This is a genomic window from Streptomyces sp. NPDC048415 (genome assembly GCF_040651675.1).
In the GTDB taxonomy this organism is placed as follows: Bacteria; Actinomycetota; Actinomycetes; order Streptomycetales; family Streptomycetaceae; genus Streptomyces.
Genome location: NZ_JBEZKJ010000113.1, coordinates 1 through 23,834, shown reverse-complemented (window position 1 = coordinate 23,834; position 23,834 = coordinate 1). Strand labels below are relative to the sequence as shown.

Below are 23,834 nucleotides of genomic sequence, written 5' to 3'. Positions count from 1 at the left end.
CCGGACGGATCAAAGGCATACGGCACCCTCCTCACCCACAGTCGATCCGTTCGGATGCGGGCGGATGTACCGGCGCGGCCCCGACCCCCCACCGGGCCGGAGGCGACCCGAACCAGTCACCGGGCGCAAGGCAGCCGACCTACCCCGCCACTGCCTCGTACAGACTCCACCGACCTACCCCGCCACCGCCTCGTACAGACTCCACGCCCCCAGCAACAGCATCAGCACCGCCGCCACCTTGGTGACCAACCCCAACGGCACCCGCTTCATCAGCGCCTTACCGCCCACGATCCCCAGCCCCGCGACCGCCCACAGAGCCAGCACCGCACCAAGACCCACGGACAGCGGATCGTCGTACCGCGCAGCGAGGTTCGCCGTCATGATCTGGGTGAGGTCGCCGAACTCGGCGACGAGGATGAGCATGAACCCCGCCCCCGACACCTTCCAGAAGCTCTGGTTCGCGGGCTTGCGGATCTCATCCTCGTCCTCGCCCTTCTTCATCAGCAGCACCGCCGCGCCGCCCAGGAACAGCACCCCGGTGACCGCGTGCACGATCTGCTGCGGCAGCAGGGTGAAGACACTGCCCGCCGCGACGGCGAGGGCGACATGGAGGGCGAACGCGGCGGCGACACCGGCGAAGACGTACGAGGCGCGATAGCGCGTGCCGAGGACGAGCCCGGCGAGGGCGGTCTTGTCCGGCAGCTCGGCAAGGAAGACGACGCCGAAGACGAGCGCCATAACGCTGAAGCTGATCAAGGTTCCTCAATCGGTCGGGCCGCCCCACCGAGAGTCTGTGACTGCGCTGCGACACCTCGGCACGGCAGCACACACGGCACCCGCACCGGAAGGCGCGGGCGAAAGCGCCCCCACCGAACGTCACGGCACGGGCAAGTGCACTGCTTGCCGAAGGTCTCGCTGGCCGACCCCGCGAATGTGGGCCTGCCTCCGGGCGCCGGCTCAGACGAGCTGAGCAGTATGTCGACGGTCCGGCGAAGAGCTACTCCCCTTCTGCGCCATCCATAGTACGGGACCGCCGAAGCAGCCCTCAGGGCCGAAAGTCCCGCCCCGCACCTTGTCCTGTCATGCACACGTCACTAGCTTCTTACCGAACACACACCTCGCCGCAATACGGCGCCGCGAGCATTCCCTCGCTCGCACCCCAACGCCCCCACACCCCAAGGGAGTTCGCATGCCAAAGGTCTACGCGCGTCGACGGCTGAGCATACTCGCCGCCCTCACGGGCCTGATAGCCATGGCCGGGATTTTCAACGGCCCGACCGCCTCCGCCGCCCTCCCCACCCCGGTCAGCGCCGCCACCGCCCGCACCTACCTCGCCTCGCTCACCGTGGCGACCGAGAACCGCACCGGCTACAGCCGCGACCTGTTCCCGACGTGGATCACCATCAGCGGCACCTGCAACACCCGTGAGTACATCCTCAAGCGCGACGGTACGAACGTCGTCACCGACTCCGCCTGCACCGCCACCAGCGGCAGCTGGCACTCGGTCTACGACGGTGCCACCTGGACCGCCGCCTCCGACGTGGACATCGACCACCTGGTGCCGCTGGCCGAGGCATGGGACTCCGGAGCCAGCGCCTGGACCACCGCCCACCGCCAGTCCTTCGCCAACGACGTGACCCGCCCGCAGCTCCTCGCGGTCACGGACAACGTGAACCAGTCGAAGGGTGACCAGGACCCGGCCACGTGGATGCCGCCGCTCAGCTCGTACGCCTGCACCTACGTGCGCGCCTGGGTCCAGGTGAAGTACTACTACGACCTCTCGGTCGACTCCGCGGAGAAGTCCAAGCTGAGCTCGGTCCTCAGCGGCTGCTGACCGCCCGGGCCGATACTCGCGGTTCCCTGCCCCTCCCCGCCGACCTCCGTCGTTCCGTACCGTACGGGGCGACGGAGGAGGGTGATCACCATGGCGGAGCTGCGCCTGGGGCCGCTGCTGAGGTACGTCGACGGCTCGTCCGCGACCTTCTGGGTCGAGGCGAGCCGTCCCTGCACCGCCGAGGTGCGCTGCGCCGACGGCACCCGCGGCACGGCCCGTACCTTCCAAGTCGCGGGCCATCACTACGCGTTGGTGCCGGTCAGCGGGCTGACGCCGGGCACGGCCTGCGCGTACGAGGTCCTGCTGGACGGCGACAACGTCTGGCCGCTGCCCGGCTCCCCCTTCCCGCCCTCGGTCGTCCGCACCCCCGACGCCGGCGAAGCCGCCGTCCGCGTCACCTTCGGCTCCTGTCGCTGGGCCGCGCCCCCGGAGGACGAGAAGGACCCGGTGGGGCCCGACGCCCTGGACACGCTCGCCGCCCGTATCGCCTCGGCCCCCGACGGCGAACGCCCGGACGTGCTGCTGCTGTTGGGCGACCAGGTGTACGCGGATGAGGTCTCGGAGGCGACGCGTCGGTGGATCGCCGCGCGCCGGGGTCTGGCGGACCCTCCGGGCAACCAGGTCGCGGACTACGAGGAGTACACCCGCCTCTACTACGAGTCCTGGCTCGATCCCGAGATCCGCTGGCTGCTGTCCACCGTGCCAAGCCTGATGATCTTTGACGATCATGACGTGATCGACGACTGGAACACCAGCGCCGCCTGGGTCGCCGACATGCGCGCCACCCCGTGGTGGCGTGAGCGGGTGCTGAGCGGCCTGATGTCGTACTGGGTGTATCAGCACCTCGGCAACCTCTCACCGGGCGAGCTGTCCGACGACCTTCTGTACGCCGCCGTCCGCAAGACACCCGACGGTACGGACGTGCTGCGCGCCTTCGCCGCCCAGGCCGACACCGACCCGGCCTCGGTCCGCTGGAGCTACCGCCGCGACTTCGGGCGCACCCGCGTGATCATGCTCGACACGCGCGCGGCCCGCGTTCTGGAGGAGGAGAACCGCTCGATGCTCGATCCGGGGGAGGCTCAGTGGTTGCGGGCACAGGCGCTGGACGCGCCCGGCTCGTACGACCATCTCCTCATCGGGACCTCCCTGCCCTGGCTGCTGCCCCCGCTCGTGCACGACGCCGAGGCGTGGAACGCGGCGCTGTGCCGTGGCGAGCGGGGCGCACGCTGGGCGCGGCTCGGGGAGGGGCTGCGGCGGCGGGCGGATCTGGAGCACTGGGCGGCGTTCCCTGCGTCGTTCGCGGCGTTGACGGAGCTGATCGCCGAGGCCGGCTCGGGGGCGGCGGCACCAGCGACCGTGTGCGTGCTGTCGGGAGACGTCCACCACGCGTATGTCGCCGAGCCGTCCTGGCCCGGCCGTGGGCCCGACGCCCGGGTCTTCCAGCTGACCTGCTCCCCGGTGCACAACTCCATCCCGCTCTCCATACGGCTCGGCTTCCGCTTCGGCTGGGGCGGACTGGCGCGGGCTCTCGGTCACCGGTTCGCCCGGCACGGCGGCTGCGCCCGTCCTCCGGTGGACTGGCGGAAGACCGGCGGCCCTTGGTTCGGGAATCAGCTGATGACGCTGACCCTGCGCGGTCGTTCGGCGTCGCTGCGGCTCGAGCAGGCGCGGGCGGTGCGCGGGGGCGGAAGTGACGGCCGTGGAGGAAGCGGCGGAAGCGGAGGAAGCGGCGGAAGCGCCCGGCTGGCGACCGTCATGGAGTCCGTCCTCACCCCTCTCGTCCCGCAATAGTCCCTTTCCGTACGGTTGTTGTGCGCGTTGTCCGTGATGCTCGTGACGCATCCCACACCCCGCGCCGATCATCCGCTGCAGGGCTCGGCTCCCGCACCGTACGACGGCATGATGAGGCGGACCGTCCGCTTCCAGCGGGCGGTTTGCTGCCATGCGCCCCACACGCCCGGGAGTCACACCTTTGTCTGCAGCACCCTCCGCGCCCGCCGGGACCACCCCTGTCTCCGTCGCCCTGGTCGGCGCGGGCCCCCGCGGCTCCAGCGTCCTGGAACGTCTCTGTGCCTCCGCGTCGGAGCTGCTCCCACCGGGCAGGCGACTGACGGTCCACGTCGTCGATCCGGAGCCGCCAGGGCCCGGCCGTGTCTGGCGCACCGCGCAGTCGCCGCATCTGCTGATGAACACCGTGGCCTCGCAGGTGACGCTGTTCACCGACGAGAGCGTGGACTGCTCGGGGCCGATATGTCCGGGGCCGAGCCTGCATGAGTGGGCGGGTGGCGAGCTGGGCCCGGACGAGTATCCGACCCGCGCCCAGTACGGCCGGTACCTGGAGTGGGTCTTCGGCGAGGTGGTGCGCGGGGCGCCCGAGGCGGTGCGGGTCGAGGTGCACGCGGCCCGCGCGATACGGCTCGACGACGCACCCGACGGCTGTCAGACCCTCACCCTGTCCACCGGCCGCACCCTGTCCGGCCTCGCCGCCGTCGTCCTCACGCAGGGTCATCTGCCGGTACTCGCCGACCCGGAGCAGCGGCGCCTGACCGCGTACGCCGAGCGGCACGGCCTGCGCCATGTCCCGCCCGCCAACCCGGCCGACGTCGACCTCTCCCCGCTGGGCCCCGGCGAACCGGTCCTGCTGCGGGGCCTTGGCCTCAACTTCTTCGATCACATGGCCCTGTTGACGACCGGTCGCGGCGGCCACTTCGTCCGCACCCCCGAGGGCATGCGCTATCTGCCCTCGGGCCGCGAGCCGCGCCTGTACGCCGGCTCCCGGCGCGGTGTCCCGTACCAGGCACGCGGCGACAACGCCAAGGGTCCGTACGGCCGTCACACGCCTGCCGTCCTCACCGACGAGGTGATCTCCCGCTTCCGCAAGCGCGCGGACTCCGGTGACGCGCCGGACTTCCTGCGCGAGATATGGCCGCTGGTCGCTAAGGAGGTGGAAACGGTGTACTACGAGGCGTTGTTGGGGTGGCCCGAGGCGCCGGACTTCAGGGAGCGCTTCCTCGCCGTCGGTCATCGTGATCCCCAAGAGGCCGCTCTTCTCGAGGAGTTCGGCATCGGGGACGCCGACCGCTGGTCCTGGGACCGCCTGTCACGCCCGTACGCCGGACATGCCTTCACCGATGTCGGCGCCTGGCGCGACTGGCTGCTCGGCCGGCTGCGCGAGGACGCCGGGCAGGCCGCGCTCGGGAATGTCGAAGGCCCCCTCAAAGCCGCTCTCGACGTGCTGCGCGATCTGCGCAACGAGCTGCGGCGGATCGTGGACCACGGCGGGCTGTCGGGCGAATCCCGCCGGGCCCACCTGGACCGTTGGTATACGCCGCTGAACGCCTTCCTCTCCATCGGGCCGCCCCGGCGTCGCGTCGAGGAGATGGCCGCACTGATCGAAGCGGGCGTCCTGGACGTGGTCGGCCCACGGCTCGAGGTGCGGGCGGAGGGCGGGGCATGGGTGGCGCACTCCCCCGACGTGCCGGGATCGGCCGTACGGGCGAGGACCCTGGTGGAAGCACGGCTACCGGAACCGGATGTGCGGCGCAGTGCCGACGAACTCCTCGCGCGGCTACTGAGGACGGGGCAGTGCCGCCCGCACACCGTCGACGGTTACGAAACCGGGGGGCTGGACGTAACACCCCGCCCCTACCGTCTGATTGACCGTCAAGGGCGGGCGCACCCAAGGCGGTTCGCGTTCGGGGTGCCCACGGAGGGCGTGCACTGGGTGACCGCGGCCGGGGCCCGGCCAGGGGTGGATTCGGTCACACTTTCGGACGCCGACGCGGTGGCGCGGGCCGCGCTACGTGCGGCGACAGCCGAAACGGAACGGCAAACGGAATCCGCTCCATGGCCGAATGTTGAACTTGCAAGCATTGATTAGGTTCGCCTAACGTTGATGACTCACTCGGTTCCGTCCCCAGATCCGGTCCCCCACGGACCGGACAGACCGAAGGAGTTCCCCCACATGACCGGACGCCTCAACAGCGCCCAGCCCTACGCCGTCGGCCTGTTCCGCATAGTCGTCGGCCTGCTCTTCGCCGTGCACGGTGCCGCTTCCCTCTTCGGCGTGCTCGGCGGCGCCGCGGGCACCCACGGCGCCGCCATCGACGCCGGAACCTGGCCCGGCTGGTACGCGGCCGTGATCCAGCTCGTCGGCGGCTCCTTCGTACTGCTGGGCCTCGGCACCCGCGCGGCGGCCCTCATCTCGTCCGGCTCGATGGCGTACGCCTACTTCGACGTGCACCAGTCGGCGGCGCTGTGGCCGATCCAGAACGGCGGCGAACTCGCCGTACTGTTCTGCTGGACCATGCTCCTGCTCGTGTTCACCGGTTCCGGTGCGCTCGGCCTCGACCAGCTGTTCGCCGGCCGCACCTCCTCGGCCACGGAGGACAAGCGGGCCTCGGAGCCCGTCGCGGCCTGATCCCCGCCCCCGGCCGATACGGCGCGTGAAGGCGGTGTGACAGACACATGAGCCCCCCGTGGATCTCCTGTCACACCGCCGCGTACGCTGTATGGCTGTTACAGGCCGCCCTGCCGCTCCCCGCGACGTCGCGGCGTGGTCGTGCCTACGGGGGATTTCAGGGGAGTGTTTCGGTGCTGGAGAGTGTGGGGTCGCTGACCGGCGGCCCATGGATCTACGCGGCGGTGGCCGTGTCCGTTCTTCTTGATGTGTTCCTGCCGGTTCTGCCGAGCGGCGTCCTGGTCATCACGGCCGCCACGGCCGCGGCGGGCTCCGCCACCGGTGCCGTCCCGCACGCCGTGCCCGACATCCTGATGCTCACCCTCTGCGCGGCCACCGCCTCGGTCCTGGGCGATCTGGTCGCCTACCGCCTGGCCTGGCGCGGCGGGGAGCGCCTGGACCGGGCCATCGCCCGCTCCCGCCGCCTGACCAGCGCGCAGGAACGTCTCGGCGTGGCCCTCTCGCGCGGCGGCGGCGCCCTGGTCGTCGTCGCCCGCTTCGCCCCGGCCGGCCGCTCGGTCGTCTCACTCGGCGCCGGCGCGGCGCACCGCCGGGTGCGCGAGTTCCTGCCCTGGTCCATCCTCGCGGGCCTCGTCTGGGCCGCGTACAGCGTGGCCCTCGGCTACTTCGGCGGCCAGTGGCTGGGCGCGACCTGGCTGGCCACCGGGGTTTCCTTCGCGGCCCTGTTCGTCGCCGGCGCCGGGGCGGCGTACCTGATGCGGCGGCCCGCCGTCCAGGAATCGGGCACCGGCGCCTGAGCCTGCGGGTCAGCCGGCGCGCTGGGCCACCGCCCCACGTACCTCCAGGCCGTCGAGGAGGTCGGCCGTGGCCGCCGCGATCGCCTCGACCGCACGGTCGAAGGCCTCACGGTTGTGGGCGGCCGGGGCACGGAAGCCGGAGACCTTGCGGACGTACTGGAGGGCGGCGGCGCGGATCTCCTCCTCGGTGGCTTCCTCGGGGAGCGCGGGCGGACGGAGCGTCTTGATGCTGCGGCACATACGTCCAGTCTCGCGCGTACGCGCCGTCACGGCCCCGGAATAGCGCTGATCCCGCGCCGATTGTGCAGGGCATGACCACTGTGGAGATCACTTACGTCGGCGGCCCCACGGCCCTCATCACGCTCGGCGGCGTACGGCTGCTGACCGATCCGACCTTCGACGCGCCCGGCGAGTACCCGATCGGCGCGCGGAAGCTGGTCAAGACGGCCGGGCCGGCGCTGGGGGCCGCGGAGGTCGGCGCGGTCGACGCCGTACTGCTCTCGCACGACCAGCACCCGGACAACCTCGACACCTCCGGGCGTACGTATCTCCAGGGCGCCCCACTGACACTGTCGACGGCGTCGGCGTACGGCCGGATCGGCGCGCCCGTGCGGGCCCTGCCCTCCTGGGAGTCGGTCGAACTGCCGCGCCCCGACGGGGGTGTGCTGCGGGTGACCGCCCTGCCCGCGCAGCACGGGCCCGACGGCTCGGAGCCGCTGGTGGGCGAGGTGACCGGCTTCGCACTGTCCGGAGACGGGCTGCCCAAGGTGTATGTGAGCGGCGACAACGCGTCCCTGGACGTCGTGCGCGACATCGCCGGCCGGGAGGGGCCGTTCGACGTGGCCGTGCTGTTCGCGGGCGCGGCCCGCACACCGCTGGTGCCGGACGCCCCGCTGACCCTGACGAGCCAGGACGCGGTGCGGGCGGCCGAGATCCTCGGCGCCCTCCCCCACTCTCGACTTCGCTCGGGCGGGGACACCCCCATCGTCGTACCGCTGCACTTCGAGCACTGGGGCCACTTCACGCAGGACGGCGCGACGCTGACGAAGGCCTTCGCGGACGCCGGACTCACGGACCGGCTGCGCCTGCTGGAGCCGGGGGCTTTTGTACGTCTGCCGTAGCGAGACCCAAGCAGCGCCTTGGAGTTGGGCAAGCTTCTCCGAGGATTGACTCGGGTGTCCGTGCCTTGTGATCATCGCCGGGGCCCTCGCTCGAGGGCATGGCGAGAGGAGCGGGAATCATGGCGAAGGACCGGCTGACGGTGGCGGTACTGGGCCCGGGCGGGGTCGGCGGGCTGCTCGCCGCGCTCCTGGCGCGCGCCGGGAACCGGGTGATCTGCCTGGCAGGGGAGCAGAGCGCGCGCGTGCTGGGTGCGGACGGCATCCGCGTGCGCAGCGCTCACTTCGGCGACTTCACCGCGCGCGTGGAGGCGGACACGGAGCTGCGCGAACCCGTCGACGCGTGCCTGATCGCGGTCAAGGCCACCGTCCTCGACGCGGCCCTGGAGCGCGTCCCGGCGAAGGTGCTGGGCGACGACGGTCTGGTCGTACCGTTCCTGAACGGCGTCGAGCATCCGGCGGCCCTCCGCGCGCGCTACCGCCCCGAGCAGGTGGCGCCCGCGGTGATCCGGGTGGAGTCGACTCGCCTCGCTCCGGGGCTGATCGAGCACGGCAGCCCGTTCGCGGAGATCGATCTGACCGGCGACACGGCACCGCGCGAACGGCTCGACGCACTCGCAGGCGCCCTGGAGTGGGCCGGTGCGCGCGTCCAGGTCCAGGACGGCGAGGCGGCGGCGCTGTGGGCGAAGATGGCGTTCCTCGCGCCGTTCGCCCTGCTGACGACCCGGTACGGGCTGCCGCTCGGCGACGTACGCACGCAGCACCGCGAGGAGCTGGCGGCCCTGGTCGAGGAGACGGCGGCGGTCAGCCGGGCGAGCGGCGCCCCCGTCGACCCGGCGGCCGCCCTCGCCCGCTACGACGCCTTCCCGCCTCAGACCAAGTCCTCCATGCAGCGCGACGCCGAGGCGGGCCGTCCGCTCGAACTGGACGCGATCGGCGGGGCGTTGCTGCGGGCGGCCGAGCGGTTCGGTGTGCCGGTGCCGGTCGCGGGCGGGCTGGTGCGGGAGCTGGCGGGAGCCGGGCACTGACCCCTACCGTCAGTCGCGTACTCCTGCGGATCGGTCCTCGCAGTGGCGGGTCACCGTGTCGGCGAAGGCGCGGGCGGCGGGCGAGAGGGCGTCCCACTGGCGTGCGGCCCAGCCGACGGTGAGAGGCGGGAGCGCCGGGACGGGGATGAAGCGGAGGCCGGGGTGGCCGGAGTCCCGCCGGCCGGGCAGCGCGGGGACGACGGCGTGACCCAGGCCGAGTTCGGCGAGCAGGATCGCGGTGTCCCAGTCGGCGACGCTGGTGCCGGAGGCGGCGGCCGGTATCCCCAACTCCCGGTAGGCGGCGTCGAGATGGGTGCGGGAGGTGGAGTTCTCGGGCAGCCCGATGAGCCGCATGCCCGCCAGCTCCTTCCCCTCGACGCGCTCCCGCCCGGCGAGTGCGTCGTCGGCGGGTACGGCGAGCACCCAGGGGAGTTCGACGACGGGCCGCTGCTCGACACCGCGCACGGCTGGTCCTAGGGTGACCCAGGCGAGGTCGAGCCCGTGGTCGCCGAGCGCGTCAAAACAGCTACGGCTGGAGCTCTCGGTCTGGAACTCCAGGCTCACCTGCGGATACCGCCGCCGGAAGTCGACCACCGCGTCGGCCATGAAGTGCCGCACGGTGGCGCCGCCCGTGGCGATCCGCACCACCCCGCCGCCCCCGCGCACCATCTCCTCCAGCCGCCGCAGCGCGAGGTCGAGCCCGGATATCCCCTCGGCGGCGGCCCGCTCCAGCACCCGCCCGGCCCGCGTCGGCACGACGCCGCGCGCCTGCCGCTCCACCAGCCCGACCCCGACCTCGCGCTCCAGCCGCCGTACGTGCTGGCTCACCGCCGACTGGGTACAGCCCAGCTCCCGGGCCACGGCGCTGAGGCTCCCGGCCCGGCAGACGGCGACGAAAACACGCAGATCATCCAGGGTCACGAGGCTCAAAGGTAGCGGTGGCCCGTCGAGGGACCGCCCTCAGGCCCGGGTCTTGTCCAGCAGCTCGACGATCTCCACGGTGGCGCCGGTCTCGCCGAGCCGGGGGAAGATCCGCTCGACGCTGTTGCGGTGGGTCTCGGCGTCGATGTCGGTCATGGCGTCGGTGGCCAGGGTGACGTGGTAGCCGTGTTCGTGGGCGGCGCGGGCGGTGGACTCCACGCCGATGCTGGTGGCGACGCCCGCCAGCACGACCTGGGTGATGCCCCGGCGGCGCAGCTGCAGATCGAGGTCGGTGCCGTGGAAGGCGCCCCAGTTGCGCTTGGTGACGACGATGTCCTCGGGGTGGCCGGTCAGCTCGTCGACGATGATGTCCCAGCCCTCCGGCCAGCTGCGGGAGCGGCTCGGGCCGTCGACGCGGCCGGGCGTGGCGTCCGATCCGTCGGCGGCGAAGGTCACCCGGACGAGGACGACCGGAAGGCCCTGGGCACGGAAGGTGTCGGCGAGTTGACCGGCCCGCGCCAGGACCTCGGCGGCGGTGTACGGGACGAGGGCGGGGTTTCCGAGCGTGCCGTTCTGCAGGTCGACGAGGACGAGCGCGGTGCGCGGGTCGAGCGTGGTGACAGCCATGGTCAGGCCTTTCGGGGGGTGAGATGGCGAAGGGAGCGGTCGAGCAGGGTCACCGCCAGGAGCAGCACGGCTCCGGCGAGCATGAAGAGGGCCAGCTGGTGCAGGCCGCCGGTGTCGGCGCCGTGCCTGAAGAAGGCCGCGTCGGCGGCGGACGCGGCCATCGCGCCGAGGTACATGAAGGTGCGCAGCAGTCCGGCGGCGGAGCCCATCCGGGCGGGGTCGGCCTGCCGGTAGAGGGCGTTCTGGTTGGCCAGTCCGTTGAGTCCTTGCGGTACGCCCATGAGGACGCCGGCCCCAGCGAGCAGCCAGACGGCGCTGCCGGAATGGACCATCAACAGGCCTGCACATGCGGCGACTTGGACAAGAGCGCCGGCGACCAGCTTGCCGCGGATCGCCTCCCGCCGCCCGGTGACCGCGGAGACGATCAGCGCGCTCAGGGACAGCGGCAGCAGGACGAGACCCGCGGTGGCCGCGTGCAGCCCCCGCCCCTCCTCCAGCCACTGCGTGAACCCGTACAGGAACGCGTACGCAGACGTATAGCTGAGGAATTGGCGCAGGAAGGTGGCCAGGATGGCTGCGTTGCCGCCGAGCACCCTCAGATCGATGAACGGCTCCGCGACCCGAAGTTCCCGCAGGGCGAAGCCGGTTGCCGCCGCCGCGGCGAGGACGGGCAGATACCAGTGCGCGGCCCGCGGGCTCATCAGGAAGAGCATCAAGGAGACGAGCAGGGCGGCGAACAGTGCCATGCCGACGAGGTCCACGGCGTGGCGGCGACCGGCGGGCGCCGTCGGCTTGGGAAGCCGCAGCGCCCCCAGGACCAGGCAGAGCAGCGACAGCGGCACGTTGACGAGGAAGATCGTGCGCCAGCCGCCCACGCCGATCAGCAGTCCGCCGAGGGTGGGGCCGACGACGGCGACGGTCTGACCGGCGACCGCGAGCACGGTCAGAACCCCGGCCGGGCTGCCGCGCCCGGTGCGCTCGGCCTCGCTCCGGGTCAGATGCATCGAGGCGGGATACGCGGCAGAGGTGCCGAATCCGAGCAGCACCCGGGCGGCGATGAGCGCGCCCAGGGAGGGGGCGAGGGCGCCGAGGAGCCCGGCGATGCCCACCAGGGCCGTACCGATGAGGTAGAGACGGCGGGGCCCGTACGTGTCCACGAGCCGCCCGATGACGGGCTGCCCGACGGCGGTGGCGAGGTAGAGCCCGGAGACCAGCCACGCGGTCTGCGCCGTGGGGGCCCCGAGCGCGTGCCCGATCGGCACCAACGCCACCGCGATCATGGAGGAGTTGACCGGGTTGAGTACGGAACCCAGGACCATGGGGGCGATGAGCCGCCGGTCGAAGCCGTCGGCCGGTCGACGCCGCGAAGTCGAAAAGCGCCGTTGGATCCGTTCCCGGAGGGCCGGTATCACGGCCGGGTGAGCCGTTCCAGCAGGGCCATCGCCTCGATGACGGTCCCCCGCTCGGCCTCGGTGCACTGGTCCTGGAAGGCCCGGGCCAGCCACTCCTCACGGGCCTGCCGGGTGCCCTCGACGCGCTCGCGGCCCGCGTCGGTGAGCGTGATGAGCTGGCGCCGGCCGTCCCCCGGGTCGGGGTTGCGCTCGATCAGCCCGTACTGGTCGAGCGCGGCGAGCGTGGCCGCCATCGACTGCGGGCGCACCCCCTCGGCGGCCGCCAGCCCGCTGGCCGTGGCGGCACCGCTCTTGCTGACCAGCGTGAGCGCGGACACCTGGGAGGGCGTGAGGTCCTGCGTCTCCTCCGTTGTCTCGCCGACCTCCCTGATACGGCGCCGCAACAGACTGAACGCGACCCGCAGATCGCGGGCGGCGCGGGCGGCGGAGTCGGAGATGCCTTCGGGGTTCGGACGGACGGGTCCCTGATCCATACCGGGACGGTAATTTATTCAGCTCAGGCTGTCCAGTTAGGCCTGCACAGTTTCCCCTGACTAATGCCGGAACCCCGGCGCGACCCACCCCCGGCGCGACCCACCCCCTCCCCCGGCCACCCGTTCGCGTGAAGTCCCGGAAGGAACTCGCTTCCCAAAATCGAACAGGCGTAGCATTGCGGCGTGGCTGCGACCTATGACTTTCCGAGTGACCTCCTCGCCGGTCAGGAGGAGCTGCATCAGGTCCGGGCCGAGCTGTTGGCCCTGCTGAAACAACTCCCCTGGTCGGTCGAACCGCTGGACGCCTTCAGCGACACGGGCGGCTGGCGCAAGGTCGAGCGCCCCGCCTCCCCCGGCTGGACCCCCGACGAACAGGCCGAGGTCGAGAAGCTCCGCCAACGCGAGCGCGAACTCGCGGTGTTCGTCTCGGGCCACCGGTTCTGGTCGGAGGTGGCGACTCCGGAGAAGGTGGACGCCCGGATGAGGCTGAAGCACGCGCACGAAGACTCGTCAGGCCGGCGGTCGGCGTGATCGTCAGCGTGAGCGACACCATCGCCGCGGCTTCGGCTGCGGCTGCGGCTGCGGCTGCGGCTGCGGCTGCGGCTGCGGCTGCGGCTGCGGCTGCGGCGAGTCTCCGGTCCCGCATGATGTCGGGCCGAGCCGCCGGGGGGGACGCCTTGTGCGGGGGAACACTGTGCGGGGGAACGCAACGCCCCGGCAGCGGGGCGTCCCGGCGCAGTGGTCAGTTCAGCGACACGGCGGACGGGACGACGACGCCGTACAGGTCGTCGATCGTCGCCAGCGCACTGTGGTGGACCTGTTCGGCGGACACCTCGGCAACTGCCGTCTGCAGGGGCCGCGTTGCGCAGGCGTCGGCGACGACGGTGGGCCGGTTGCCGCGCAGGAACGCGCCCTGGGCGGTGAATGCCACGCACATGTGCGTCATGAAGCCGGCGACCACGACGTCGTTGTTCCCGGCGGCGTCCACGTGGTCGGCCAGGTCGGTGTCGAGGAAGGCGTTGGGCACCTTCTTGACGACGACGGCCTCGCCCTGGACAGGGGCGACCTTCGGGTGGATCTGGCCGATCTCGGCCCGGATGTCGTACGGGGTGCCCTCGCCACCGTCGTTGATGACGTGGATGATCCGCGCGCCCGCTTCCCTGGCCCGGGCCAGCAGCGCCGCGCCCGCATCGAGCGCGTCCTGCCACCCGTCAAGCTCCATCACACCCTGGGTGTAGGTGTTCTGGTAGTCGATCAGGATCAGCGTCGCGGACGCGAGCGACGCCGGCGTCTGGTCGAAGCCGTTGAGTTCCCGCAGAGTCGTCGTAGGCATGGCTGCACCTCGTGCCGAGTGGGTGGAAGACGGTCACCGAGCGGTGACACAGACCACGCTACGAAGCCCCGCTGCGTGGCGGCAATGTCACGTAACTTGCAAATACCGACACCCGAGGGGGGCGCCGCCCGCCGCCCACCACTCGGCCCCCGCCTGCCTCCCCGGACGGAGCACCCACCCATGCCCGCGGCCAGCATCAGCCGGTTCGTCGTCGTTCTCCTCTTCGACGGGGTCGACCTGCTCGACGTCACCGGCCCACCGGAGGTGTTCGCCCTGCTCCAGCGGGAAACCGGCGACGCCACGGGCTACCAGGTGGCCCTGGCGGCCGAAACCATGGACCCCGTCACCACCTCGGCCGGGGTTCGCGTGCTCCCCGACATCACCTTCGCGGATGCCGCCGCGAGGAGCATCGACACCCTGATGGTTCCCGGCTCGGTCGACGTCGACGACCAAGGCCGCGTCCACGCCGTCACCGATCCCACCGTCGTCCACTGGGTGAAAACACTCGCCGCCCGGACACAGCGCGTCGCATCCGTCTGTGTGGGAGCGCATATCCTCGCAGCCGCCGGGCTGCTCGACGGCAAACGCGCCACCACCCACTGGTCGACCGCGCAGCAACTCGCCGCCGACCACCCCTCGGTCAAGGTCGACGCCGACCCCATCTTCATCCGCGACGGCCAGGTCTGGACCGGTGCGGGCATCACCGCCTGCCTTGATCTGTCCCTCGCTCTCGTTGCCGAGGACTTCGGCGAGGCCGTCGCGCTGCGCGTCGCCCGGCAGCTCGTGATGTATCTGAAGCGGCCCAGCGGGCAGAGCCAGTTCAGCGTCCCCATCGACCCCGTCTCGACCACCAGACGCATGGAAGATCTCCGGCACTACATCACGCAGCACCTCACCGACCACCTCACCGTGCCCGATCTCGCCCACCACGCCCACGTGAGCGAACGACAACTGACCCGGATCTTCAAGACGGAACTCGGCACGACCCCGGCTGCCTACATCGAGTCAGCCCGCGTCGAAGCGGCACGGAACCGACTCGAATCCACGGACGACACCCTCCAACGTGTGGCGTCCGCCTGCGGTTTCCACACGATCGACACCCTTATCCGCGCGTTTCGTCGCAAGCTCAATACGACGCCGACGGAGTACCGCAGCCGGTTCCGGCATTCCGGTTAGGCCGGCACGGCGAGGGAGACGCGGGAGCGGCCGCGGACCTGGACGACGGGCGCCGTCGCTGTGTTGACCTGCGGCGGGGCCTCGTCAGCAACCGATTGGCTGCCGCCTCGTTGCCCGGTGGTTTGCGTGGGCGGCTTCGACGCGCATTCGACACAAGCCAGTGATTGCTCCGGGGTGGCGGAGCGCCGGTATGGGCACTGTGGCCGCGGCACCGCTGATGCGGACACTCCGGGCCGAATCTAGACTGGCGAAGGCATAGAAAGCCCCGAATGAGGGAGATGCGCACCATGGCTAAGCGAGGGAACAAGCGACGCGGCCGTAAGAAGAAGAAGGCCAATCACGGCAAGCGTCCCAACGCCTGAGCCAACCGAGCAGAAGGCCGAGGGGTCCTCTCGACTGAGCGCCCCCAGCAGCCGTGCCGGAAACGCCCGTATGCCCGGATCAGATGGCGTCGATCTGCCAGGCGATCACGCCGGTTGACCCCTTGGCGCCGTCGACATCGATGTGTACCGACTTGTGCACGGTGATCCGCTGCTGCATCACTGACTGATCGCACGGCACCTTGGTCTCTGTGCCGGTGCTCGCCGGTGTGAATGTCACTTGCGCACTGCCGTTGCCAACGCACACCAGGTTGAGCCTGTACGTCTTGCCCTTGCTCAGGCTCGGCTCGGTGTGGATGCCGTCGGTCACCCGCTCCGCGCCGGCCTCGACCATCTTCCCGCTGTGGACGGCGGTCAGGGCCGCTTGAGCCTGCTCAGTGAGCTCCTTCTCGGACGATCCTGTTGCCGCCTGCGACCCACTCGCGGCAGGCGACGAGAGATCTTTGGTGGCCTTACCGTCACCGCTGCCGGACGTGCATGAGGTGAGCAGGATTGCTGAAGCCGCCACAGCGCATCCGGTGAGCCAAGCCCGCGGGCTCGAATAGGTCATGACGAGGTTTCCCAGTACTTCCAGCCGGTCTCGGACGTGGTACTTCCAGCCGGTCTCGGACGTGGGCAGCGTCGCCGACCCGTGAGCGAATCTCGACGCCACCACAGCTGCTACCGCCAGCGGAACGTTACCGCTTCAAGGTCACCTTGTACCCCCACGAGCCGTAGTCCGCGTCGCTCTGCGTAGCGAAGATCTTGTCAGCCGTGCGCATCAACCCGTCGGGCCCCGGCAACGGGCCTGAAACCGCCCGGAGGGCAACTTGCGCCCGGATCCGAAGCGGCGACGGCGTCCCTTGGCGTTCGCCCGCCCCGTACCGTATCCGTCCGCCGCTCGCACGACGAGACGCGGACAGACGGCCTGACGGTCAAGGAGCCCACGAGCTCGGCTGCCGTCCGCACCGTGGCGTTCCCGGCCTCGCTCGTGCCCGAGCTGGCGCACCATCTGGCCGAGTACGCAAGTGCCGGCCGAACCGGCCTCGTCTTCGTCGGCGCCCGCGGCGGCACCCTGCGCCACAACAACTTCCGCCGGACCTGGCTACGTGCCCGCGACGCGGCCGGCCTCGGTGACGTCCACTTCCACGATCTCCGGCACGGCGCCGACAAGCCCCCGAGAAAGATCAAGGCCCAGGCATCCGGATTCACACCGGCTGACCTGGGCCTTAGTCGTCTCCTGAGACTGTTGGGCGTGGACGGTTTCGAACCGCCGACATCCGCCTTGTAAGTTCGCTCGCTGTGCGTTGCGGCGTGCCAGAACGGGGCTCGTTGGTCGCTCTCCGATCCGGCTGTGGCCGCTTCGGTGCACCATCGTTCGCCGCCGTTGATGTCAGCTGGTGATGTCAGAACCGCCCTGTCGCTTCTTGAGTCAGCCGACGCGAGGCGGCACCCGCAGCGGCACCGGTTCGTCCTGACCATCCCACTTCAGCCGCAGCACCGACGGGATCGACGCCTGCATTGATCCCGCCATCATGAAGTCGTAAACCTCCCCTGGTGGCAGAGACAAGCCTATAGGCCAGTCCCTGATCATGGCCTCGACCTCATCGACGCAGACGATGTTCTCCGCTGCGGCCGTACCGTGGTTCAGTAGATGCCACTTCGCCTTGTTTGCGTGCTCAATCTTGAGCACCGCACGAGGGCGATTCGCTTCCGCATCAGCCGCTCGGCGCTCCGCTGCTTCGCGGCGCTGGTCCGCCAACGTCTCTTCCGCGACGGCCACTGACCGTTCGGCGGCATCACTGGAACGGCGTGCCTCCGCTACCGCCTGCTCCGAGGCGTCAGCCGAACGCTTCGCCTCCGTAACTGACTTCTCTGCCGCGTCGGCAGCGCGGCTTCCGTCGCCGCGTGCTTTCAGACTGACGACAACAGCCCCGACCGATACGACAAGTGCGGCCCACGCCGGCACGTCTCCCATGTCCATGGACGGAAGCTACGGCACGGCACTGACACTGCCCGTTCCGCGTGGCCCATGTGACAGGCGGCGAGTAAAGACCGCAAAGGCGTGATCACATGAGCGAGGCATCTCACTTGGTGGTTGTGCTCGGCGTGCGCGATCACCTCACCGTAGATGCGTGCCCCGAGAACGGGCAGCCCCATTCCCTCGGGAATCGCAAGGATCTCAGCGAGCGCCACGGCGCCTGGAACTCCGTCGACCCGGATGAAGACGCCGAAGGGCTGGCGTCCGACGACCTCTCCCACGACCGAGGCCCCCAGGGGGAGAGCTGCACAAGTCGCCGTCCAGGCCTCCTCTGGCGACCGCCCCGGCACGTCGGGGCGGCGCGTTGACATTGTGTACTCGTCCATCCGCAGATCATGACCTCCCAGAGCGCCCGCGACCACTGCGTTGTAAGGGCGGCTGTACGGGGCGGCGAAGGTACGCAGGTCACGCGAGGTTCGGAGAGTCCCCAGCTGGGCGGCGCTTCTCGACTGCGGCGAACTGTCGTTGACCGTGGTTGACCCTCCGGTGTGGCACGGCTGTGGCACGCACCGGCACCCGCATTAAGAGTTCGACTACCGGGGCCGACTCCCCTCTAGCACGACTGAAATTCGCGCCCTAGACTTGCGTCGGATAAACCCAGCCGATGCGTATGAATTGACGGGAGTTCGCCATGCAATTTTCCGGAGTGGCCATTTCCATTCTTGCGCTCGGAATCAGTATCTTCTCGCTTGCGGATCGAAAGAGGCTTGACAAACGAGACCTCACCCTCAAGCTGCACGAGATGCTCCTCTCCACCGAATTGCAGGCCGGAAGGCATATTCTTTTCAACCTCGACAAAGAGGTATCCGAACTCAGCCGAGAAGAGTATGGCAGTGCAAATAGAGCATTGGCCACACTTGACGTCGCAGGCTTCTATTGCGCCAAGGGGTATATCAACGAGGGGGACTTCATTGAACTTTGGTCACCTTCATTGGCTAAGCTCAAATACAAGGCGGCGCCGTTTCTTGCGCATCGAGACGCAGCGAGGCCAACCGATCTGCCAGCCTGGCCTTACTATAGGCAACTGGTTGATAAAGCCGAGAATGCTCTCAACTCTCGCTGATATGCGCGCTGCCCACTTATATAAACAAAGCAGATGATCCGTAGCTATGTGGGGATAGGGCAGGGACGGTCGCACTGGCCGCTCTGAAGCCCCTAGGCGTCGGTCGGGGGCCGTTGCTGTGGTAGCGGTACTTCGCTGTTGTATTCCGTAGGGTGTGCCGCTGTCAGGGTGCTCTTCTGGCAGCGGAGCGCGAGCGAACTGGGCGCTGCGCTCGTCGCACGCGCCGAACACATGGAAGTTCCGGCGAGCTTGGCGCAGGCTCAGGCTGCGATTGGGGCCGCCGTGCACCTCGCTGGCGTCGTGCTCGTCCTGGCCGTCGTCCTCCCAGCGGCAGTCGGTGCAGATCTTGAAGACTCCACGCTCGGCCAGGGTGATAAAGCCGCAGCAGGGACAACGGTACGGCCCGCACTCGGCGCTTCCGCGAACCACCATGAAGGTCACGTCTGCATCCTGATCTGCTGACACCGCGCGATCAAGGGCTTCTGACTCTGGTGTGCACGCTTTCCCACTGTGTTGGTGGGCTCTTGGGCCGGGTTCAAGGGCGTTCACCTGCGTTCATGGGCGGTTGGTCCGTGGGGCGAGCTCGGCGCGCGGTCCTGGATGAACGGCCGTGAACGGGGCTGAATGAGACGGAAATTGAGACGCCCGGGCGGGGCGGGCTGGCTAGCATCCTCCGTGTCGAGGAGGAGCCATGGCACTGGGCCGCAAGGGATCGCGACGCATCGTCGTCGACAGTACGACTTACCGCTGGCGGTTGCGCCGCAGGCCGACGTACTTCCAGGCTCTTGCCTGGACACCATGCCAGTTCGCGGTTGAACAGGCAGACGTCGTCGGGACAACGCTCGTGGTCACGACTGACCAGCCACACCCGGGCAACTGGTTCCGACGTGACGCCAAGCCCGTACTGCCATCCGACGTTGCCAAGACCATCCAGCTTGCTCTTCGTGAAGGCTGGACCCCGAGGGATCCGGGCTCCCCATTCCACCTGGACCTTTCCGCCGGCTTCACGCCCTCGCCCTGAGCAAAGGAACAAGCTCAGGCACGTCGAACGCCGTCCATGCGGGTTAATAGGCCGCGTACACCATCTGCTCTCTGGACGATCAAACCGTTGCCTAATTGGCCTATAGCCCAGTGGAATACCCAGGCCTCAAGGTGTGCAATGGGGGCAGCCGAGGAGCCATCCAACGGCAGCAGCGGGCGTACATCAGGAATGGTGAATTGATAGGGATGAAACCCTGCCGCCCGATCCTGACTTAGCCGCCGGTTTCGTCGCTCCTCCCTGCGAGTGGCGAACTCATGCTCGATTTCTGCCAGCAACTTCCCCACTCGCACGCTGTGCTCGCCCGCAATACGAGTGTCGTCTGGGTCAACGCTTGCATGCTTCTCACGGATCTTCGCTCGCTGAAACTTCTCTAGATCTCTCTTGAGTTCATGCAGCTCAGTGTCGCTGTAGTCGCGGTACTCACGCTCCGTCACGCTAGTGAATATCCTCAATTTCCCATGGGTCAGCAAGAGGTCAGTTCAAGGTCATGTCGGTAGCTTTCACCTTCTGATTGACCAGCTGGCCGCGAGCCTGGAGACAGAGGGGCGTCGGCGATGGCAGGCTGGCGAACAAAGGGAAGCGTTGGCCGATCATGCCGGGGTAAATCGCTGCCGCTGCCACAGGTTCGACACTCAGCTTGGGAAGCTCGGGGTCTTCTGGTGGCAGTTGCCGTATTGACCTGCGGCGGAGTGGCGTTGGCGCCCTGGTCGCACCCGTGGCCAGTCCCCGTGGTTCCCCGCAGGATCTGGCACGCGAATGGCACGGCCTCTCTGCCCACGACCTGGCCTATGCGGGGTCCCAAGCCGCGCTGAAGAGGGCCAGTTCGAGGACGTCCGGCGCTGCGGGCCACTCGATCGACGCAGCTGTCAGCTGCTCGCTGGCCGCGTACATCCACTGGAGGTAGACGTGATAGCGGTGGGAGGTCCAGTTGCTGTCACGCCAGATGCGATCGGCGATCGGCGCTGCCCATTCGTAGCCAGCCATTACCCCGATCTTCGTAGCATGCCGACGGAGAACCCCAGCGAGAGCGCTGTCGAGGATGAGTGGGCGCAGCCCCTTCACCTCTGGCAACGCCTGACAGTGAGGATTGGTGATGGCGCCGCCCGAGGGTCTGGCGGGTAGGGCTTCCTCGGCCTCTGTGGACTGCTTGGCGATATACGGGCGAGTCTTCGTCTTCGAGCCGCAAATCACGCCAGTCGTCTTCGTCGGCGCTCGCGGCGGTGTCCTGCGGCGGAACAACTTCCGGCGGATCTGGCTCCGGGCGCTCGCCTCGACCGGCCTCGGTGACGTCCACTTCCACGATCTCCGGCACACCGGGAACACTCTCGCCGCGACCGGCGGAGCAACCACCCGCGAGCTGATGCACCGGATGGGCCACTCGTCCGTGCGGGCCGCGCTGATCTACCAGCACCTCGTCAACGGCCGTGACCACCAGATCGCCGACTACGTCGACGGGCAGATCAGGAAGGTGAAGCGGCCCCCGGGCGGTCCATCTGGCACGTAAGTGGCACGGCGCCGAAAGGCAGCCGAGAAAGATCAAGGCCCAGGCATCCGGATTCACACCGGTTGACCTGGGCCTTGTTCGTGTCCTGAGACTGGTGGGCGCGGACGGTTTCGAACCGCCGACATCCGCCTTGTAAGGGCGGCGCTCTACCGCTGAGCTACGCGCCCAGGACGAGTCGACAGCCTACATTGCCCGAGGGGATGCCTCGCAAACCCGTATCCGGGGCCGCCGACGGATCGGATCGGGAGCGGGGGATAACCCCACCCCCGATCCGGGAGTGGTCCGGATGCCCCGATGAGGGCCGGATCCGTACGGTCGAAGAGTCGTCGCAGTCCGTCTCAGGGGGAGATCATCATGGCCCGTACCGTTACCGTTCCTGTCCGCGCCGCCGTCGTCACCGGCGTCGTCGTGGCCCTGGTCGCGGGCGCCGCAGCCTGTGGCGCGTCCGCCGGGGATGACAAGGCGCCGGAGCACCGGGCCTTCGCGCTGCACGGGCGGACGCTCACCGTCGACTCGGACGACTCCGCCCTCGATCTCGTGGTGTCGGACTCCGCCAAGGCCGGCCAGGTCGAGGTCACCCGGTGGTTCCAGGGGCATGTCGTCGTGGGCGGGGACCCGCGGGTGACCTGGGCGATGAAGGACGACGACCGGCTGGTGCTGCGGATGAAGTGTTCCGGCATGGTCGCGGACTGTTCGGCCAGGCACCGGATCGTGGTGCCGCGCGGGGTCGCCGTCAAGGTCGATGACGGGGACGGGCGGGTCACCGCGCGTGGCTTCGAGGACGCGCTCAGCATTCGTACGGCGGACGGTTCCGTGCGCGTGGCCGACTCGTCCGGTCCGCTGGACCTGCGCACCGCCGACGGCTCGATCAGCGCGCTCGGTGTCGACTCGCGCAGCGTGCGCGCCCGCACCCAGGACGGCTCGGTGCGGCTCGAACTCGGTGCCGTGCCCGACCGTGTGGAGTCCCGCAGCCAGGACGGCTCCGTCTCGATCGCGCTGCCCCCTGCCACGTACCGTGTGACGACGGCGAGCGGTGACGGCTCGGTGCATGTGTCAGTGCCCCGGAGCGACGACAGCTCGCATGTGGTCTCCGCCCACACCAGTGATGGAAAGATCACGGTACGAACCGCGAACTGACCGGCCCGTGTGTTCGTCCTTAACCGGTGGGAGAATGACAGCCGGGCAAGGCGGATGACAGCACGGGAGAGGGATGTGACGGCGACACCTTCGCAGCCGTACTCGCCGTTTGCGCCATGCGCACAGCCGGCACGTCGTTCACCAGCGCCACATCGTCCTCCAGCGGCAGGCCGGTCCTCCTACGTCGTCCGTGACGTGCTGACCCTCGTCGCCCTGCCCCTGGTCGTCGCCCTCGCGCTGCCCGCCGCCTTCGCGGGCGGCGGTACCCGGCGGTGGTTCGGCGGGCGTGCCGAGGGTCAGCGGGCCGAGGCGCAGGCCGCGAAGGACGCCGCCGCGGCCGCCTTCTACGAGCTCGACACCGCCCAGCGGGATCTGCGCATCTCGATCGAGACCATCACGGCCGTCGACGACTCCCCCGCGGCCCGCCGCGCGGTCTCCGACTTCGCGGCGCTGGGGCAGCGCATCGACGAGGCCAGCCAGCAGTACATCACCGCTGTCGACGCTCATGATCTGGACCGGGACGAGCTGGAGGCGTCGGTCGCCGCGCGCGCCCGCGGCGAGCTGACGGCCGCGAAGGACGAGCTGGGGCGGGTGAAGGGGGAGCTGGACCGCTTCGCGCAGGGCCTTGGGCCACTGCTCGGCAAGGCCGAGACGCAGCTCGCCCGGCTCGCTCCGGCGGTCGAGCGTGCCCGCCAGGCCCTGCTGGCCGCGTCGAACGCGTTGGACGGCGTACGGGGGTCGGGGCTCAAGGCCGACGATCTCGCCGGCCGGCTCGCCGCCCTCGGGCCCGAGCTGACGAAGCTCAACCAGGGGGCGGGGCAGCACGGCGTGCCGGAGACGCTGGAGCGTGCCGAGCGGGTGTCCCGGGAGGCCGCGGCGGTACGCGCGGAGGCCGAGCGGCTGCCGGAGCGGGCCGCCGAGATCGACCACCGGCTCGTCTCGCTGCGCACCCGCGCGCAGGCACTGACCACCCGCTCCGGGCAGGTGGAGCCGGTGCTGAGCGAGCTGCGGCGGAGGTTCTCGGCGGCGTGCTGGCAGGACCTGCAGCACGTACCGGAGCAGGCCGCGGAGAACGTACGGCAGGCCGAGGCCAAGCTGAAGGAGGCCCAGGCCGCGCGTGACGCGCAGCGCTGGCCGGACGCGACCTCGCTGCTGTCGACGGTGCGGGCGCTGCTGAACAACACGGACGAAGCCGTGTCGGCGGCCGGTGACCGGCTGCGGCGGCTCAACGCCGTGGCGAAGGATCCGCAGCAGGAGATCGACCGCACCCGGTTCGCCATCCGTGACGCCCAGCGCCTCGCCATGTCGGGCCGCAGCACCCCCGATCCGCGGCACGCCCGCCCGCTCGACGATTCCGTCGCCCGCCTCGACCGTGCCATCGCCTCGCTGGAGGGCCGCCACCCCGACTACTGGCACTTCCTGACCGAGACGGAGGCGGTGCGGCAGACGGTGGCCCGGGTGGTCTCCCAGATCCGCGGGGAGCGGGGCGGCGGCGTCTGACGCGGCCCCTCGGAGGGGGGGGGGGGGCCGGCGGGGGGGGGGCCCCGCC

At 69.9% G+C, this 23,834-nt stretch carries 26 protein-coding genes, 1 tRNA gene and 1 pseudogene; 15 read left to right on the top strand and 13 right to left on the bottom strand.

All coding sequences use genetic code 11. The features are described 5' to 3' along the window. Positions 1–174: 174 nt before the first annotated feature. Entirely contained in the window at positions 175–756 is a 582-nt protein-coding gene (locus AB0D27_RS39745; RefSeq protein WP_362518907.1) for a TMEM165/GDT1 family protein, read from the bottom strand. A gap of 433 nt (positions 757–1,189) precedes the next feature. On the opposite strand from AB0D27_RS39745, the gene AB0D27_RS39740 reads away from it, so the two are divergent. The 5 genes from AB0D27_RS39740 (at position 1,190) to AB0D27_RS39720 (ending at position 7,051) form a co-directional block, all read left to right on the top strand. After that, positions 1,190–1,834 (top strand): HNH endonuclease family protein, encoded by a 645-nt coding sequence (locus AB0D27_RS39740; RefSeq protein WP_362518905.1) that lies wholly within the window; start codon positions 1,190–1,192, stop codon positions 1,832–1,834. A gap of 90 nt (positions 1,835–1,924) precedes the next feature. Beyond that, a complete protein-coding gene (locus AB0D27_RS39735) occupies positions 1,925–3,625 on the top strand; it encodes an alkaline phosphatase D family protein (protein WP_362518903.1) in 1,701 nt (566 codons plus the stop codon). Between the two features lie 151 nt (positions 3,626–3,776). Further along, entirely contained in the window at positions 3,777–5,714 is a 1,938-nt protein-coding gene (locus AB0D27_RS39730; protein ID WP_362518900.1) for an FAD/NAD(P)-binding protein, read from the top strand. Between the two features lie 84 nt (positions 5,715–5,798). After that, on the top strand, positions 5,799–6,254 hold the full coding sequence (locus AB0D27_RS39725) for a DoxX family protein (RefSeq protein WP_362518898.1): 456 nt from the start codon (positions 5,799–5,801) through the stop codon (positions 6,252–6,254). 173 nt (positions 6,255–6,427) lie between these two features. Continuing rightward, positions 6,428–7,051, top strand: coding sequence for a VTT domain-containing protein (locus AB0D27_RS39720; RefSeq protein ID WP_362518895.1), 624 nt, complete (start codon positions 6,428–6,430; stop codon positions 7,049–7,051). Between the two features lie 9 nt (positions 7,052–7,060). On the opposite strand, the gene AB0D27_RS39715 is transcribed toward AB0D27_RS39720, so the two are convergent. Then, positions 7,061–7,291 (bottom strand): DUF2277 domain-containing protein, encoded by a 231-nt coding sequence (locus AB0D27_RS39715; RefSeq protein ID WP_362518893.1) that lies wholly within the window; start codon positions 7,289–7,291, stop codon positions 7,061–7,063. 71 nt (positions 7,292–7,362) lie between these two features. On the opposite strand from AB0D27_RS39715, the gene AB0D27_RS39710 reads away from it, so the two are divergent. Together AB0D27_RS39710 and AB0D27_RS39705 are read left to right on the top strand one after the other, a co-directional pair. Beyond that, positions 7,363–8,172, top strand: coding sequence for an MBL fold metallo-hydrolase (locus AB0D27_RS39710; RefSeq protein WP_362518890.1), 810 nt, complete (start codon positions 7,363–7,365; stop codon positions 8,170–8,172). Positions 8,173–8,291: 119 nt separating this feature from the next. Continuing rightward, positions 8,292–9,197, top strand: a complete 906-nt coding sequence (locus tag AB0D27_RS39705; RefSeq protein ID WP_362518888.1) for a 2-dehydropantoate 2-reductase — start codon at positions 8,292–8,294, stop codon at positions 9,195–9,197. Between the two features lie 9 nt (positions 9,198–9,206). Here the strand turns inward: AB0D27_RS39705 and AB0D27_RS39700 are convergent, their stop codons facing one another. Genes AB0D27_RS39700 through AB0D27_RS39685 form a run of 4 tightly spaced genes read right to left on the bottom strand, consistent with a single transcriptional unit; the run spans position 9,207 to position 12,630 of the window. Beyond that, on the bottom strand, positions 9,207–10,118 hold the full coding sequence (locus AB0D27_RS39700; protein ID WP_362518885.1) for a LysR family transcriptional regulator: 912 nt from the start codon (positions 10,116–10,118) through the stop codon (positions 9,207–9,209). 39 nt (positions 10,119–10,157) lie between these two features. Beyond that, a complete protein-coding gene (locus AB0D27_RS39695; protein WP_362518882.1) occupies positions 10,158–10,745 on the bottom strand; it encodes a hydrolase in 588 nt (195 codons plus the stop codon). A 2-nt stretch (positions 10,746–10,747) separates the two neighbouring features. Continuing rightward, positions 10,748–12,133: an MFS transporter gene (locus tag AB0D27_RS39690; protein WP_362518914.1), complete on the bottom strand. Its 1,386-nt coding sequence runs from the start codon at positions 12,131–12,133 to the stop codon at positions 10,748–10,750. A 20-nt stretch (positions 12,134–12,153) separates the two neighbouring features. Further along, a complete protein-coding gene (locus AB0D27_RS39685) occupies positions 12,154–12,630 on the bottom strand; it encodes a MarR family transcriptional regulator (RefSeq protein ID WP_362518880.1) in 477 nt (158 codons plus the stop codon). A gap of 183 nt (positions 12,631–12,813) precedes the next feature. Here AB0D27_RS39685 and AB0D27_RS39680 point away from each other — a divergent pair, with 183 nt between their 5' ends. Continuing rightward, the gene (locus AB0D27_RS39680) at positions 12,814–13,161 is read left to right on the top strand and encodes a hypothetical protein (RefSeq protein ID WP_362518877.1); all 348 of its coding nucleotides are present in this window, start codon (positions 12,814–12,816) and stop codon (positions 13,159–13,161) included. Between the two features lie 211 nt (positions 13,162–13,372). Here AB0D27_RS39680 and AB0D27_RS39675 read toward each other — a convergent pair whose 3' ends face one another. After that, positions 13,373–13,963: an isochorismatase family protein gene (locus AB0D27_RS39675; RefSeq protein ID WP_362518874.1), complete on the bottom strand. Its 591-nt coding sequence runs from the start codon at positions 13,961–13,963 to the stop codon at positions 13,373–13,375. A gap of 180 nt (positions 13,964–14,143) precedes the next feature. On the opposite strand from AB0D27_RS39675, the gene AB0D27_RS39670 reads away from it, so the two are divergent. Beyond that, a complete protein-coding gene (locus AB0D27_RS39670) occupies positions 14,144–15,139 on the top strand; it encodes a DJ-1/PfpI family protein (protein ID WP_362518872.1) in 996 nt (331 codons plus the stop codon). A 441-nt stretch (positions 15,140–15,580) separates the two neighbouring features. On the opposite strand, the gene AB0D27_RS39665 is transcribed toward AB0D27_RS39670, so the two are convergent. Next, positions 15,581–16,069 (bottom strand): hypothetical protein, encoded by a 489-nt coding sequence (locus tag AB0D27_RS39665; RefSeq protein WP_362518869.1) that lies wholly within the window; start codon positions 16,067–16,069, stop codon positions 15,581–15,583. 399 nt (positions 16,070–16,468) lie between these two features. Between AB0D27_RS39665 and AB0D27_RS39660 the strand changes: the two genes are divergently transcribed. Further along, positions 16,469–16,789 (top strand): hypothetical protein, encoded by a 321-nt coding sequence (locus tag AB0D27_RS39660; RefSeq protein ID WP_362518866.1) that lies wholly within the window; start codon positions 16,469–16,471, stop codon positions 16,787–16,789. A 141-nt stretch (positions 16,790–16,930) separates the two neighbouring features. Here AB0D27_RS39660 and AB0D27_RS39655 read toward each other — a convergent pair whose 3' ends face one another. Continuing rightward, positions 16,931–17,482, bottom strand: a complete 552-nt coding sequence (locus tag AB0D27_RS39655) for a hypothetical protein (protein ID WP_362518864.1) — start codon at positions 17,480–17,482, stop codon at positions 16,931–16,933. 688 nt (positions 17,483–18,170) lie between these two features. On the opposite strand from AB0D27_RS39655, the gene AB0D27_RS39650 reads away from it, so the two are divergent. Continuing rightward, a complete protein-coding gene (locus AB0D27_RS39650) occupies positions 18,171–18,602 on the top strand; it encodes a hypothetical protein (RefSeq protein WP_362518917.1) in 432 nt (143 codons plus the stop codon). Between the two features lie 231 nt (positions 18,603–18,833). Here the strand turns inward: AB0D27_RS39650 and AB0D27_RS39645 are convergent. Then, a pseudogene (locus AB0D27_RS39645) lies at positions 18,834–19,034 on the bottom strand (CPCC family cysteine-rich protein); the annotation flags it as partial. 259 nt (positions 19,035–19,293) lie between these two features. Here AB0D27_RS39645 and AB0D27_RS39640 point away from each other — a divergent pair. Beyond that, a complete protein-coding gene (locus AB0D27_RS39640; RefSeq protein WP_362518862.1) occupies positions 19,294–19,623 on the top strand; it encodes a hypothetical protein in 330 nt (109 codons plus the stop codon). Positions 19,624–19,637: 14 nt separating this feature from the next. Here the strand turns inward: AB0D27_RS39640 and AB0D27_RS39635 are convergent, their stop codons facing one another. Next, positions 19,638–20,078 carry a hypothetical protein gene (locus AB0D27_RS39635; RefSeq protein WP_362518860.1) on the bottom strand — a complete coding sequence of 147 codons (441 nt, stop codon included), beginning with the start codon at positions 20,076–20,078 and terminating at the stop codon, positions 19,638–19,640. A gap of 352 nt (positions 20,079–20,430) precedes the next feature. Then, on the bottom strand, positions 20,431–20,706 hold the full coding sequence (locus AB0D27_RS39630; protein ID WP_362518911.1) for a hypothetical protein: 276 nt from the start codon (positions 20,704–20,706) through the stop codon (positions 20,431–20,433). Positions 20,707–20,782: 76 nt separating this feature from the next. Between AB0D27_RS39630 and AB0D27_RS39625 the strand changes: the two genes are divergently transcribed. Then, on the top strand, positions 20,783–21,148 hold the full coding sequence (locus tag AB0D27_RS39625; RefSeq protein ID WP_362518909.1) for a tyrosine-type recombinase/integrase: 366 nt from the start codon (positions 20,783–20,785) through the stop codon (positions 21,146–21,148). A 92-nt stretch (positions 21,149–21,240) separates the two neighbouring features. On the opposite strand, the gene AB0D27_RS39620 is transcribed toward AB0D27_RS39625, so the two are convergent. Beyond that, positions 21,241–21,315, bottom strand: a tRNA-Val gene (locus AB0D27_RS39620). Positions 21,316–21,502: 187 nt separating this feature from the next. On the opposite strand from AB0D27_RS39620, the gene AB0D27_RS39615 reads away from it, so the two are divergent. Both AB0D27_RS39615 and AB0D27_RS39610 read left to right on the top strand, forming a co-directional pair. Then, the gene (locus AB0D27_RS39615) at positions 21,503–22,285 is read left to right on the top strand and encodes a DUF4097 family beta strand repeat-containing protein (protein ID WP_362518858.1); all 783 of its coding nucleotides are present in this window, start codon (positions 21,503–21,505) and stop codon (positions 22,283–22,285) included. Positions 22,286–22,360: 75 nt separating this feature from the next. Further along, a complete protein-coding gene (locus AB0D27_RS39610) occupies positions 22,361–23,785 on the top strand; it encodes a hypothetical protein (RefSeq protein ID WP_362518856.1) in 1,425 nt (474 codons plus the stop codon). Positions 23,786–23,834: the final 49 nt, after the last annotated feature.

Excerpts from the sequence above, each read along its gene's own strand:
- AB0D27_RS39675 (WP_362518874.1), bottom strand. The coding sequence starts at position 13,963 with ATGCCTACGACGACTCTGCGGGAACTCAACGGCTTCGACCAGACGCCG.
- AB0D27_RS39665 (WP_362518869.1), bottom strand. The coding sequence starts at position 16,069 with ATGACCTATTCGAGCCCGCGGGCTTGGCTCACCGGATGCGCTGTGGCG.
- AB0D27_RS39735 (WP_362518903.1), top strand. The coding sequence starts at position 1,925 with ATGGCGGAGCTGCGCCTGGGGCCGCTGCTGAGGTACGTCGACGGCTCG.
- AB0D27_RS39710 (WP_362518890.1), top strand. The coding sequence starts at position 7,363 with ATGACCACTGTGGAGATCACTTACGTCGGCGGCCCCACGGCCCTCATC.
- AB0D27_RS39715 (WP_362518893.1), bottom strand. The coding sequence starts at position 7,291 with ATGTGCCGCAGCATCAAGACGCTCCGTCCGCCCGCGCTCCCCGAGGAA.
- AB0D27_RS39740 (WP_362518905.1), top strand. The coding sequence starts at position 1,190 with ATGCCAAAGGTCTACGCGCGTCGACGGCTGAGCATACTCGCCGCCCTC.
- AB0D27_RS39685 (WP_362518880.1), bottom strand. The coding sequence starts at position 12,630 with ATGGATCAGGGACCCGTCCGTCCGAACCCCGAAGGCATCTCCGACTCC.
- AB0D27_RS39650 (WP_362518917.1), top strand. The coding sequence starts at position 18,171 with ATGCAATTTTCCGGAGTGGCCATTTCCATTCTTGCGCTCGGAATCAGT.
- AB0D27_RS39695 (WP_362518882.1), bottom strand. The coding sequence starts at position 10,745 with ATGGCTGTCACCACGCTCGACCCGCGCACCGCGCTCGTCCTCGTCGAC.
- AB0D27_RS39670 (WP_362518872.1), top strand. The coding sequence starts at position 14,144 with ATGCCCGCGGCCAGCATCAGCCGGTTCGTCGTCGTTCTCCTCTTCGAC.
- AB0D27_RS39725 (WP_362518898.1), top strand. The coding sequence starts at position 5,799 with ATGACCGGACGCCTCAACAGCGCCCAGCCCTACGCCGTCGGCCTGTTC.
- AB0D27_RS39640 (WP_362518862.1), top strand. The coding sequence starts at position 19,294 with ATGGCACTGGGCCGCAAGGGATCGCGACGCATCGTCGTCGACAGTACG.
- AB0D27_RS39730 (WP_362518900.1), top strand. The coding sequence starts at position 3,777 with ATGCGCCCCACACGCCCGGGAGTCACACCTTTGTCTGCAGCACCCTCC.
- AB0D27_RS39655 (WP_362518864.1), bottom strand. The coding sequence starts at position 17,482 with ATGGACATGGGAGACGTGCCGGCGTGGGCCGCACTTGTCGTATCGGTC.
- AB0D27_RS39615 (WP_362518858.1), top strand. The coding sequence starts at position 21,503 with ATGGCCCGTACCGTTACCGTTCCTGTCCGCGCCGCCGTCGTCACCGGC.
- AB0D27_RS39705 (WP_362518888.1), top strand. The coding sequence starts at position 8,292 with ATGGCGAAGGACCGGCTGACGGTGGCGGTACTGGGCCCGGGCGGGGTC.